The organism is Williamsia sp. z34 (assembly GCF_059553395.1).
The window spans coordinates 724,644-737,269 of sequence record NZ_JCANWW010000001.1; the positions used below are offsets into that span (position 1 = coordinate 724,644).

Below are 12,626 nucleotides of genomic sequence, written 5' to 3' on the forward strand. Positions count from 1 at the left end.
TGGGTAGGAATCAGGTACGTGAAAACGCACGTGATGCCGCTCGTCCCGGTAATTCGATGCTGGAAGGTAGGGAGAGAAATTGGCTGAGAAGGACCGTGCAACACAAAGTACTGACTTGGAAAAAACGGTGGACGACCTGGAAGAAAAGCACGTCAGCGCCCCGGATCCAGAACAGAAGATAGACCCCTCATCTGCGACCCATGAGGGCACCGACGATATCGCCGACGATCGCGCCGGCAACAGCGAACCCCCGGACTGACTGCGTCCGTCGGCGGCCGATCCGGCTTGGGCTATCGCGGCCGTGCCAATACTCGATGCGCCGCAGCCTTGGCGACATCAGGTAGGACGGAATCGACGGCGGCCATGGTCTTCGACAGCAGCGAACTTGCCACGATCTTCCGCTGTCCGTCCTTGAGTGCCCGATATCCGGCTTGGGCAACCGCGGCGGGATCGTCTTTGTTGCTGCGCCCCAACAGGGTGTCGTCCAACCCGGCCCGATGGAAGAAGTTGGTCTCGGTCGGCCCGGGCATCAGGGCTGTGACCGTCACATTCGTGTCGCTGAGCTCGCTGTGGACGGCTTCGGCGAACGACTGGATGAACGACTTCGACGCGTTGTAGACGGCCTGGTAGGGCCCGGGCATCGTGGCGGAGATCGATGAGGTGATCAACAGTTCGCCTTCGTCGCGTTCGACAAAATCGTCGAGGATCAGTTTGGCGAGGTGCACCGTGGAACGGACATTGAGGTCGATGACCGACAGGAGGTCGTCGAGCTGGGCGTCGGTGAAGCTCTGACTGTGCCCGATGCCGGCGTTCAGCGCGGCAGCGGCAAGTGGTCTGCCGATCCCCTTGACGGTGCTGAACAGCTCGACGACCCCGTCTTCGGTTCGGAGATCGGCGATCACCGGCGTCACCTGGGTCGCGTCGGTTGTGAGTTGGTCGGCGGCGGTCTCGATCTTCGTGGTGTCGGACGTGATGATGAGGTCATAGCCGTCAGCAGCGAACAGTCGGGCGAGTTCGTAACCGATCCCGCTCGACGCGCCGGTGATCAGGGCCAGGGGCTTCGTGGAGCTGGTCGGCGTCATCGCGCTGCCTCCATCCGGGTCACGATGTCGGGCATACGGGACCTCCCTCGTGCTCAGGTGCAGGTGGGTTCAACCGACATACCCATAGGCGGCGAGCAGGAAACCTCTGCCCAGCCGGGACCGGCGCGAGGCACTGTGGACGCCGGACCTCCGGTGATGGCAGCTCACGTGTGACTGGTGAAGTGCGGTCTGTTGAGTTCCTTCTCGGGGGTGCGGCCCAACGCCCTCGCCGCGAATCGGCCGATGCCCAGCACCGCCCACGCCGTCACCTCATAAACAAGGAACAGCAAGTAGGACAGGGTGATGGCGACGACGGGCGTCAGCAATACCGGTAGCGCGACGACGGAGACCACCAGCACCAGCGGAGCATCGCGCCACCAACCTTCCAGCCCGCCGGTGCGGAACTGGGTGATCGAACCCCACCGCACGCCTGCCCACATCACCCAGCGATGCAGGAACGGGACGCCGTCCTCGCGCATCACGCGGCGGAATATTCCGTCGGCATCGCGCCAGGGAAAATCGGTCTTTCGTGCGCGCTCCGCCAGATGATCATGCAGAATCGCCGCCTGCGTGTAGCGACCGTAACGCGGCAAGAACCAGGCGAAAACTCTTGGTACGGAGGCAAAATCAGTCTGAAATCCGGATTCGACGCAGAAGTGCTCGCCGCGTCCACCCGTGTACTCGATGGCGCCGACCGTCTTCCAGAATTTCCAGGGATCTGAGTCGGTGATCAGCTCTCGCTCCTGGGCGGTCAGCTGACGGACCGTGATCGGCGTCGCCGGGGTCGAGGCCATGGTTCCACTGTGGCACCGTCCTTTTGTCGGCGCGGCGATTCGGTCTGATCCCGGACTCGACAAGTCTCGGTGATCGGGAACGCGGTCACGATCGGGTGCCGTCCAGTTCTACTGTCTGCGGGTGACGATCCGAAGCCAGACCTTTCCGCACCTCCTCGCACCAGGCACCATCGGCCCGATGACGGTTCCGAACCGGGTGGTTCTCCCGGCGATGGACATGAACCTGTGCGACGACGGGGAGATCGAACAGGGCGACATCGACCACTTCGTGGCCCGGGCAGCCGGCGGAACCGGGCTGATCATCACCGGCTGCTGCGCTGTTGCCTACCCGGTCGGGTGCGCGAGCACCAAGGAGCCGGGTCTGTCCGAGGATCGGTTCATTCCGGGACTCAAAGCACTGGCCGACGCCATCCATGCGACCGGCAGCAAGTTGTGTGTGCAGATGACGCACCACGGCAAGGTGGCACGAATCGACACGATCGACGAACGGCCGCTCCTGGTGGCCTCGACGCCGGATGCTCCGCGGGACATGTCCGCGTTGGCGGACAACACGCCCGAAGAGCTGAAGAAGATGGCTGCCGTATCCGGCGGCAAGCAGGCCACTTATCACGAGGCCACCCAGGACGACATCGACTGGCTGGTGCGCTGCTTCGCGGAGGCAGCGGGCCGGGTGCAGGCGGCCGGCGGTGACGCTGTCGAGATCCACTGCGCGCACGGCTACGTCCTCGGTGGGTTCTTGAGCCGCGCCGACAACAAGCGTACCGACGGCTACGGAGGGTCCCTCGAGAACCGGGCACGGTTGGCGTGCGAGGTCATTCGGGCGGTCAAGGCAGAGGTCGGGGACTCGCTGGCGATCATCGTTCGAGTTGCCGGACGAGAATTCGGTGAGGACGACGGTCTGACCACCGAGGAGGCCTCGCAGGCTTCTGCGTTGTTCGAAGCGGCAGGCGCCGACGCCATCCATGTCACCGGCTGGGGCCGTAACCCGTTCTCCAACTTCACCGATGGGCCGCTGCCGGACAAGGTGGGCGCCTACACGGACCTGGCGGGTGAGGTGAAAAAGGCCGTGTCGGTTCCGGTGATCGCCGTGGGTCGCGTGCTTCCCGAGGTCGGCGAGAAAGCGCTGGCGGACGGTAAGGCCGATTTCGCTGCGATGGGCCGACAGTTGCTGGCCGACCCGGATCTGGTGTCCAAGCTGAAGGCCGGTCTGCCCGAGCGTATCCGTCCCTGCATCAATTGTTATGTCTGCGTTCAGGAAAACTTCTGGGACGGCACGCCACTGTGTGCGGTCAACCCGGCACTGGGCAACGAGACCTTGCTCCCGTTCGTGCGAACGGCCACATCCAAGCATGTGGTTGTCGTCGGAGCGGGTCCGGGCGGCCTCGAGGTCGCCCGCGTGGCCACTGAACGTGGACACCGGGTCACGTTGCTGGACAAGTCCGATCGTCTCGGCGGAACCCTGTGGTTCTCGAGCCTGACGACGCCGGACAACCAGCGCCTGCTGAGGTGGCTGAAGGTGGAGGTAGAGCGCCTCGGCGTCGATATCCGTTTGAAGACCGAGGCCACGGTGGCGTCAATCCAGGCACTCGATCCGGACGTCGTTGTCCTGGCCACCGGCGCTGTCCGTGACCGACCCGGGGTCCCCGGCGGCGATCTGCCACACGTACATACCGGGGATACCCTGCGTGCGTTGATGACCGGGTCCGGTGACGTCTCCCAGGTGCCGTGGTTCCTGCGGACCATGGGCCGGCTGGGCAAACTTTCTGGCATCACCAAGAGCCCCGCGGCGATCAGGACCGTCACCCGCAAGATCCTGCCGATGGGCCGGGACGTCGTGGTGATCGGCGGTTCCCTGGTCGGACTGGAACTTTCGGAGTTCCTCGCCGACCGGGGCCGGAACGTCACGCTGCTCGAAGAAGGGGCACAACTGGGCGTACCGATGGCGATGCCCCGGCGTTGGACCGCTGTTCGGCACGCGAACGAAATGGGCGTGACGATCCACCGCAACGCCTCGGTACAGCGGATCACGAAGGCGTACGTCGAGTTCCGCGTCGGTGACAAGACGATGACGGCACCGGCCGACATGGTTGTCGTGGCTTCGGGCGTCTCGGCGAAGGCGCCACTTGCCGACGCACTGGTCGGTTCGGTACCTGACGTGCACGTCGTCGGTGACGCGATGAGTGTCGACTACATCGAGGGCGCGATGCACACCGCATGGAAGGTCGCGACAGCCCTGTAACCCCGATGATGTGCCCTTCTGGCGGCGCCCACCTGGGCTTTTGTTCGCCAGAAGGGCACATTTTCGGAGTCATGTCTGCGCTGAGCCTTCGTACTCCAGCTGCTCGATCAGGCCCGACTTGGAGAACGACGTGATCTCGAGATACTGCTCAGCACTGCGCGCGGCCTGCTTGTTCCAGTCCACGTTCAGACTGTCCACGGCGTAGGTCGACTGTCGTCGTCTTTGCAGCCGTGGTGGTCTTCGAGTCGTCCTCACCTCCGCCACCGACGATGCCCACGATAATCAGCAACACCACGACTCCAGCAACAATCCAGGGCCACTTCTTTGCCTTCTTCGGCGCAGACGGCGGTGGTATCAGGTAGCCGGGCTGTGAATACTCCGGCGGCGGTGGGGGCGGAGCGGGTGGCACGGACATGGCTATTCCTTCATTGAGGTTGATCGTCTCGTGTTCGAGTACGAAAGTGACCCCGCCGGCGGCACCTTGATCGGGCCGCGGCCGAAACGAGCTTGTTGCTGTGGTTTTCAGACACCGGTCAGGAGAGGTGGTGTTGACACTCTCATCGGCCTTCGATGATGCCGACAGCTTCCGTCGTGTACGAGTGAAGTTTCGTGCCGATATCCTCCGAATAGACCACAAGCGCCGAGCGCGGACCGTCTGGACTGGGACTTCTTCGGTGGTTTCTTCGGATGTGTCTGCAATCATGTGGCCATGGCACTTTTCAAGCAAGACGATCCCGAAACTGCAGCCCAAAAGGCTCGCATAAAAGCACAACGCAACGCCGATAGGCAGGCGCATGAAGCCAAAGAGGCGCAGCAGCGAAAGGATGACGCGTTCAAAGCATCTCCGCAGGGACAGGCGCGAAGCGCCTATGCGCGAGGCGATTCCCTATTCCAGCTGTCTTTGGACATCACCGACATCACCGGAACTATCGCAACAATGGCGGCGCCAGTCAGCCCTGCCGGCGCCTACAGCAGTCGGCAAGACTATTCTCCGACTGATTCGCTGAATGCGATCCACAGCGAGGGATGGAACCTGCACTCGTTTTCCACGACATTTGTGCAGACCGCAGAGGTCTCGCGAGACAAGTTCCTCTCCTCAGGTCAGCAAACCGCGATCAGCGGAAAGATTGTCGGGACGTACGTTTTCGCCCGAGTTGTTGCGCCGAGCAACTGACCTTCCGGCAGCGCTGTTACTGCCCATAGGTGTACCGCAGGTTGCGTTGATCGACGTGCCGATGCGCTGACACATGGGCCGGAACCGGCGGTCGTCGGGTGCTGGCGGCTCGACGAGCAGCGTCCACCGCAGGTTCGTCCCGCCGGCGCCGGCGGGCAAGTCGAATGCAATCTGTGCATCCGGGGCCGCTTGGGCCACAGGGATGACCAGACCACACGTGCGGGCCGGTCGGCTTCGAGCACGACGAGTGGTATCTCGTGCGTCAGGAGGTGCAGACACGATCGACACGGTTGACGGTATGGGTCGACGGGGTCGTGACCTTCGTGTTTCCGTTCATCCAGGTTCGCAGCAAATTGTTTCGCTGTAAGGGATCTAAGAAAATAACCGTCCTGCAACAGCGTCTTCGGCTTGGCACGCGATGATGCGCGGAATCGCCAGGTTCCGCCTACCTGCGGGCGCGCTGCTCGGATCCATCGCCCGGAGCGCATCGGGTTATCGATTCCGTCGCGTTGTTTCGAGTCTCGCAATTTCGCGACCGATGATTAATCGCACGCGTAGTGTCGACTCGGATCGCAAATGGTCGCCTTTCAGCAACGAGCCGAGGCCAATTTGCGTGCCGCGAAAGACCGAGGACCGGATCGGCGTCACGATCGGAGGTCGCGATGCGTTCAGACCCTGCGAGGTCGTGGCCGTCGCTGACTTCTGACCCTGGCCACGGTCTCTCATTCGCACGGTCGGTAGATCGCGGGATTCGCCCCGCTCCGAGGGGCTTTCGTTGTCATCGCACCCGTAACCCCGCTAGTTCTGATATCGCCCGAACGATTCAGTCCTATTCGCATCTTCTCGCGCACACCAGAGGTCCCCACGAACGCTGATCGACAACAGGCACACGGAGGTATGTCCGATGACATCGACGACGCTGGCCGAGGCGGCAAACATCAACAGCGGCGACACCGCGTGGGTGCTGGTGTGTGCGGCTCTCGTGCTGTTCATGACACCGGGCCTTGCTTTCTTCTATGCCGGCATGGTCAGTCGACGCAACACCTTGGTGATGCTGCAGCAGAACATGGTGGCGCTCGGTGTCATCACTCTGACCTGGTTCCTCTTCGGCTACACGCTGGCGTTCGGTAACGATCGGGCCAACGGGTTCATCGCCGACTTCAGCTTCGTCGCACTCAAGGACATCGCCGAGGCACCCGACCCGGACCTGCACGTGGTGACCACGACCGTCGCGATTCCGACCCTGGCGTTCTTTGCCTATCAGATGATGTTCGCGATCATCACTCCCATTCTGGCCACGGGTGCGGTCGCCAGTCGGCTCAAGCCCCTCGGCTGGATCGTGTTCATCGGCATCTGGTCGGTCATCGTGTATGCCCCGGTCGCCCACTGGTTGTGGGCGCCGGCGGGTTGGCTGACAAAGCGCGGGGCCCAGGACTGGGCCGGTGGCATAGTCGTTCACTCATCGGCGGGCGCGGCCGCACTGGCGTTGCTGCTCGTTCTCGGACGGCGAAAGGTGTGGCCAGACAGGGCGCCCTTGCCCCACTCGATCCCACTCGTCATCGTCGGCGCGGGCATCCTCTGGTTCGGCTGGTTCGGATTCAATGCCGGAGATGGATTGCAGGCCAACGGAGTTGCGGCTCAGGCGTTGGTCAACACGCAGGTGGCGGCGGCAGCTGCGATGGTGGTGTGGCTGGTGATGGAGCGATTCCGTGAGGGTCACGCAACTGTGCTCGGCGGAGTGACCGGTGCGGTGGGAGGCCTGGCAACCATCACGCCCGCAGCCGGTTACGTCAATACCTGGTCGGCTGCCGTCATCGGAGTGCTCGCCGGCATCATCTGTCATTTCGCACTCGGACTCAAGAAACTGATCCGCGTGGACGACGCACTCGACGTACTCGCAGTCCACTTCATCGGCGGCATCCTGGGCACTCTGCTCGTCGGGTTCTTCGGTGAGAAAGCGATCAATGCAATCGGTCGCGACGGCGTCTTCCACGGCGGCGGGTGGGGGCTTCTGGGTGAACAGGTGCTCGCCCTTGCCTCGGTCATCGCCTTCGCGTTTGTCCTCAGTCTCGTGATCGCACTTGCCGTCGACAAGACCATCGGACTGCGTGCCAACCCCGACGACGAAGAACATCTAGATGCCACCCAGCAGGGAATGTCGGCGTACACGGAGGATCCGGTCCTTCCGATCCCGACCGGTGACGCTGCCGCCCGACCGATCCCGGCGCCACCGGCCGCCGTTGCCGGCGAGGGGCTCTATCTCGTGACCGCAGTCATCACTTCGGCCGGTACCGAAGGGGTGGAGCAGGAGGTACTCGCCGCCGGGGCACGTCGAGCCGTGGTCTCGGAGGTGTTCGTCACCACGGCGGGCCCGGTCGATCACATGGTTCGGGGGCAATCCCGCCGGGTGACGATGACGCCGCGCGTCCGGGTCGAGATCTTGACACCCGCTCAGTCGCTCACCGAGGTACAGAAGTCGTTGTCGGACCTCGGTGACGGTCTCGTCGAGATGCTCGTTCTGCCGGTCTCAGATGTGCAGGGACCCGTACCTCGATGAGCAACTGATCCGGAACCGAAATTTTGTTGCGGTGACAGCGAATTCCGCAGTGGGGGAGAGATGGTCGTGGATCTGACCAAAAGAAGTTGCTTGTCCGCCATCTCGGTGGTGGTGCTCGTCGTCGCGGGTTTGCTCGTGGCGGTTCCGGGGAGCGGTGGCGCCGCGCCGCCCGCCTGGCGGTACACGATGGTGGCGTTCAGCAACACCAGCGACCGCGACTTGGACGTGTACGAATCCGGGGATGCCACCGACTTCGCACCCGTCCGAAGGTCAGCGTTTCGGCCCCCGTCCGGGGTGGTGCGTGACCCGAGCATCTTCCGGCACACCGACGGGTTGTACTACCTCACCTACACCACGATCGACGGCGCAAATATCGGTTTCGCGCGCAGCAGTGACCGCATCAACTGGACGTTCATGGCGTCCTATCCGGTCCCGTTTTGCTGCGCCCTCCTGCCGGGTACCGGAGCCGGTACCGGTCCTCCGAGCCCGCCGGGCTCCTCGGGGTCGGCCGGGTTCGAGGACGGGCCGTCGTTGTCGCCGTTCACCACGAAGGCCTGGGCTCCCGAATGGTTCGTGGACGGCGACCGGGTCAACGTCATCTTGTCGATGTCGACGGGTGGAGGGTTCGTGCCGTATCTGATGACGGCTCTGGAGCCGTCGCTCAGGTTGTGGGGCCTGCCAACCCCGATCGCGGGGATCGGGGCCGACCACGTCGACACCACCGTGGTGAAGGTGGGATCGAGCTATCACGCATTCACCAAGAACGAGACGAAGAAGGTCGTCGAACATGCAGTCGCGCCGGCGCTGGCGGGCCCGTATTCATTCGTTCGGCCCGGCGCGTGGGGCTCACGGGTGGAGGGCCCGGCCGTTGTCCGATTACCGGACGGCAACTGGCGGATCTACCTCGACGCCTATGCCGAAGGAAAGTACGTCTACTCCGACAGCGCCGATGGGCTGCAAACCTGGTCGGCGCTCAAAGAGCTTCCGGGCCTTTCCGGGGATGTACGCCATGCCGGTGTGATCAGAGAGCCGACGTGACGAGCCGTCGCCGTGATCAGCCGACGCTGACGCCGCGGTTGTCCAGCCAGACCTGGGGATCGACCTTGGTGCCGTCTTTTTCCCAGACCTCGTAATGCAGGTGCGGGCCGGTAGAATGCCCGCGATTGCCGACGGTGCCGATCTGCTCGCCGGCCCGGACCTGCTGGCCGGGCGTTACGTAGCTTTCGTCGACATGCCCGAAGACGCCGATGGTGCCGTCGTCTTGCTGGACCCGGATCCACTGTCCGAAGCCGTCTGCGGGTCCGGACTCGAGAACTGTCCCATCAGTGACCGCATAAACCGGCGTGCCGATGTCGTTGGCGATGTCCAGGCCGTAGTGGGTGGTGCCCCACCGAGCGCCGTAACCCGAGGTCACGGTACCCGTGGTCGGTGTCGAGGTGGCTCCGATGCCCGGGGTGGACAGGTGGGGCAACAGATCGCGCACGATGTCGTCGATGGGTGCCGGCAGCGCCACATCCGAGGGCAGCGCGGCCAGGGTTGCGGAAACCTCGGGCAGCGCGGCAATCGCCTCGAGGTTGATCGGGGAGGCCGGAGCCTCTGCGGCGGCGGCCTGGGAGGCTCCACCGACGCTCAGTCCGATGGCGCCGGCCACAGCCAGCGCTCCAGCTGTTGCGCTCACCGGTCCGACGGTGGTTCTGGGGGCCCGATGCTGACCACCTCGGCCGTTGTGCGACGCGGAGTCCACAAGCAGCATGGTCGCGGGCAGAGAGGAGGCCTGGGCATTCAGTCGGTGGCGGGGCACAAATATGTCCGTTTCGTAAGAGGTAACTTTTTGGTATCAGCGAGGACACGGAAAGGTTACTGGTGCCACCGGCGGTTGTCCAAAGCGGGGGTGCGAGAGGTGGGTGCCGCGAGTGCTGGGACAGCGGGTTTGTGGTCACGGCAATACGCCCCGTCCCGAACGATTCGGGACGGGGCGCGCTACCGATAGTGATCAGGAAGTAACCGCGGCTGCCAGCCGACCAAGCGTGTCGGTCAGCTGATCCTTGGTGACGAGCGGGAACTTCACCTGTTCGAGCAACTTCTTATCGGTGACCTTCGACCAATCGTAGGTATGGCGAACCAGTGTCTCGTTGGGTCCCTGAGACTCCAATTCCCACAGCCACTCCCACCCGGGAGGTTCCGTTCCTGCCGGCGCGGTCTTCCAGGCCAGCAGCTTGTCCTTCGCGTAACCGGACACGTGGTTGTCGGTTTTGTACTCACCGCCCATGTGATCGCCCTGCATGTTCATCGTGAACACGTCGCCGACCTTCTGGATCCGGTCGGCGTGTTCGACCCCGCGGATGAATCCGGAACCGTCGAGTTCCTGGTGTCGTTCGGGATTGGAGAGGACGTCGAAAACCGCGTCGACGGGCGCGTCGATGGTGCGTTCGACTGTGATCTTTGTGTTGTCACTCATCCCTCCACCCTGCCCAAAATTTGTCGTCTTGGCAACGTTGCTCCGCGCTGCCGAGGTGAATTGCCTTGTCACGCGCCGTTTATCAAGTAGAGGTGGGACGCCATGGCTGCACGATGAAGTGGTCCTGTGCGGCGAAATATGCTGCAAACCCGATATTTTGGGTGCTATGGACAAGAGCATCAGGCCGAGCGGCGACGCACCCACGTCGCTGCCGTGTGCAACACCACGCCGAATGCGAGGAGGATCCCACCGAACAACCACACCTGACCGCTCTGCTGGGTGAGAAGTAGCACGCACGAGGCCACCCCTAGTATCGGTATGACCGTCGGGACGCGAAAATGTTTGTGCTCCACTCGATCACGGCGGAGCACCAGGACGGCGATGTTCGTCGAGATGAAGACGAAGAGCAGCAGCAACACCACGGTCTCGGCCAAGGTCGACAGGTCGCCGGTGAGGGTGAGCAGCATGGCCACCAGCGTCGTCGCGGCGATCGCCGCCCATGGGGTGCGGCGGTTGGGCAAAACCTTTCCCAACATGCTGGGTAACAGCTTGTTCTCGGCCATCCCGAAGGCCAGGCGGCTCGCCATGATCATCGTGAGCAGCGCGCCGTTGGCGACCGCGATGAGCGCGATGAGGCTGAAAACCCAGTCGGGGATGTTGACCCCTGACTCTCTGACCACCGCGAGTAGGGGTCCGGAAGACGCCGACAAGTCGTTGGGCGACAGTGCGATCGAACTCGCGAGCCCGACCAGAACGTACACAAGTCCTGCCGTGGCCAGCGATCCGAACAGAGCCAGGGGATATACCCGGCTCGGGTTGCGGATCTCTTCGGCGACATTGGCAGAGGTCTCGAACCCGACGAACGAGTAGTAGGCGATGATGGCACCGCTGAGGACGGCCAGAGCGGGGGTTGACCCGTCCGGGAACTCGCCGACCCTGGATACGTCACCTTTGCCGCCGCCGAGCATGATCGCGACCACGATGATCACGATCAGCAGACCGCTGAGTTCGACGATCGTCATCACGACGTTGCTCTTCACCGACTCGCTGATACCCCGGGCATTGAGGCAGGCCACCAGCGCGAGGAACACCATGGCTGCAGGGACCGCCGGCACGTCGATGAACGTGCCCAAATACTCACCAGAGAAGGCCAGGGCGAGTCCGGCTGCGCTGGTGACCCCGGCAGCCAACATGCAGTACCCGACGAGGAACGACACGATCGGCCGTTTGAATGCCCGCGCGGCAAAAATCGCCGCGCCGCCGGCCTGCGGATATTTGGTGACCAATTCCGCGTAGGAGCCGGCGGTGAGCAGTGCGAGCAGGAGTGCGACCACGAGCGGCGCCCAGAGCGCGCCGCCCACCTCGTCGGAAAGCACCCCCATCAGCGCATAGATGCCCGCACCGAGCACGTCGCCCAAGATGAACAGAAAGAGCAGCGGACCGGTTATCTTCCGCTTCAGTTTTGAGCCGGGCTCATCGCCTGTTGCTTGTGTTCCCGAATCGGCTTCGGCCGTCATTCACATCTCCTGGTTGCAGGCCCGAAAGCACTGCTGGTCACTCCCGGAGAGGATCGTCTGTGCTTTCAGGTGTTCTTCGCCGGTAGACATAGCCAGTTGGCCGAGAATGGAAACCTCTGCCCGTGCCGCCGCCGGGAGCGCCGCGGTCCCGAATTCAGGTCGATGCGGTCAACTGTCGGCGGATGCGGACGGTCACGGTGCGCAGAAGGCGCGCCGAGCCGCGGCGGCGAGGGCGGCTTTTCGTCGTTCGTGGACCGCCGTCGGTTCGTCTGTGTCGGCGACATGAACGATCGCGGCCTGGGCCCAGGTCGCGGCGAGAGAGATGGTCATTGCCCACATGTCTTGTGGCGCGATGTCTTTGACCAACAAGCCGCGCTCTTGTGCGTCCGCGAGTGCCGCGAGGTTGTCTCGATCGTGGTCACCTCGGTGGCCGAACAGGGCACCGGTCGGAGTGCGCTCCAATCGTGCCCACGTCAGCAAGCGGACCAGGTCTGGGTCACCGAGGTACATGTCGTACAGCGCTGTCACATAGCCGGGGAGATCGGTTGCGTCGAAGGGGACGGTGGAAACGTCGACGTCGACCCGATGGTCGAAAACTGCGTCGAACAATTGCTCTTTACTGCCGAAATAGCTATAAATCTGGGCTTTGTTGATCGAAGCACCTGCTGCGATCCGGTCCACCCGTGCTCCCGCAATACCGTAGTGCGCGAACTCGGTCGTTCCTGCCGCGAGTATCCGCACTTTTGTGGCCGCTGCGTCTCCCATCTGCCCAGCGTATCGGCAAACCAACCGGTTGGTTGCATTT

The 12,626-nt window shown here is 63.3% G+C and carries 12 protein-coding genes; 5 read left to right on the forward strand and 7 right to left on the reverse strand.

Annotated elements, in window-relative coordinates; all coding sequences use genetic code 11:
• The first annotated feature begins 79 nt into the window (after window positions 1-79).
• Window positions 80-259: a hypothetical protein gene (locus AC51GT_RS03425; protein WP_496323974.1), complete on the forward strand. Its 180-nt coding sequence runs from the start codon at window positions 80-82 to the stop codon at window positions 257-259.
• Window positions 260-290: 31 nt separating this feature from the next.
• Here AC51GT_RS03425 and AC51GT_RS03430 read toward each other — a convergent pair whose 3' ends face one another.
• Both AC51GT_RS03430 and AC51GT_RS03435 read right to left on the reverse strand, forming a co-directional pair.
• Window positions 291-1,082: an SDR family NAD(P)-dependent oxidoreductase gene (locus AC51GT_RS03430; protein WP_496327856.1), complete on the reverse strand. Its 792-nt coding sequence runs from the start codon at window positions 1,080-1,082 to the stop codon at window positions 291-293.
• Between the two features lie 164 nt (window positions 1,083-1,246).
• Complete coding sequence (locus AC51GT_RS03435) at window positions 1,247-1,876, reverse strand: DUF1353 domain-containing protein (protein WP_496327857.1); 630 nt, start codon at window positions 1,874-1,876, stop codon at window positions 1,247-1,249.
• Between the two features lie 121 nt (window positions 1,877-1,997).
• On the opposite strand from AC51GT_RS03435, the gene AC51GT_RS03440 reads away from it, so the two are divergent.
• Window positions 1,998-4,115 carry an oxidoreductase gene (locus tag AC51GT_RS03440; protein WP_496327858.1) on the forward strand — a complete coding sequence of 706 codons (2,118 nt, stop codon included), beginning with the start codon at window positions 1,998-2,000 and terminating at the stop codon, window positions 4,113-4,115.
• Window positions 4,116-4,184: 69 nt separating this feature from the next.
• Here AC51GT_RS03440 and AC51GT_RS03445 read toward each other — a convergent pair whose 3' ends face one another.
• Complete coding sequence (locus AC51GT_RS03445) at window positions 4,185-4,298, reverse strand: Ltp family lipoprotein (RefSeq protein WP_496327859.1); 114 nt, start codon at window positions 4,296-4,298, stop codon at window positions 4,185-4,187.
• 526 nt (window positions 4,299-4,824) lie between these two features.
• Here AC51GT_RS03445 and AC51GT_RS03450 point away from each other — a divergent pair.
• From AC51GT_RS03450 to AC51GT_RS03460, 3 genes are all read left to right on the forward strand, one after another.
• Entirely contained in the window at window positions 4,825-5,289 is a 465-nt protein-coding gene (locus AC51GT_RS03450; protein ID WP_496327860.1) for a hypothetical protein, read from the forward strand.
• Between the two features lie 904 nt (window positions 5,290-6,193).
• Window positions 6,194-7,846, forward strand: a complete 1,653-nt coding sequence (locus tag AC51GT_RS03455) for an ammonium transporter (RefSeq protein WP_496323980.1) — start codon at window positions 6,194-6,196, stop codon at window positions 7,844-7,846.
• 60 nt (window positions 7,847-7,906) lie between these two features.
• A complete protein-coding gene (locus AC51GT_RS03460; RefSeq protein WP_496327861.1) occupies window positions 7,907-8,884 on the forward strand; it encodes a glycoside hydrolase family protein in 978 nt (325 codons plus the stop codon).
• Window positions 8,885-8,900: 16 nt separating this feature from the next.
• Here the strand turns inward: AC51GT_RS03460 and AC51GT_RS03465 are convergent, their stop codons facing one another.
• From AC51GT_RS03465 to AC51GT_RS03480, 4 genes are all read right to left on the reverse strand, one after another.
• The gene (locus AC51GT_RS03465; protein WP_496323982.1) at window positions 8,901-9,647 is read right to left on the reverse strand and encodes a M23 family metallopeptidase; all 747 of its coding nucleotides are present in this window, start codon (window positions 9,645-9,647) and stop codon (window positions 8,901-8,903) included.
• 192 nt (window positions 9,648-9,839) lie between these two features.
• The gene (locus tag AC51GT_RS03470; RefSeq protein ID WP_496327862.1) at window positions 9,840-10,304 is read right to left on the reverse strand and encodes an SRPBCC family protein; all 465 of its coding nucleotides are present in this window, start codon (window positions 10,302-10,304) and stop codon (window positions 9,840-9,842) included.
• A gap of 179 nt (window positions 10,305-10,483) precedes the next feature.
• Window positions 10,484-11,821, reverse strand: a complete 1,338-nt coding sequence (locus AC51GT_RS03475; RefSeq protein ID WP_496323984.1) for an APC family permease — start codon at window positions 11,819-11,821, stop codon at window positions 10,484-10,486.
• 192 nt (window positions 11,822-12,013) lie between these two features.
• Window positions 12,014-12,586, reverse strand: a complete 573-nt coding sequence (locus AC51GT_RS03480; protein ID WP_496323985.1) for a TetR/AcrR family transcriptional regulator — start codon at window positions 12,584-12,586, stop codon at window positions 12,014-12,016.
• Between the last annotated feature and the right edge of the window lie 40 nt (window positions 12,587-12,626).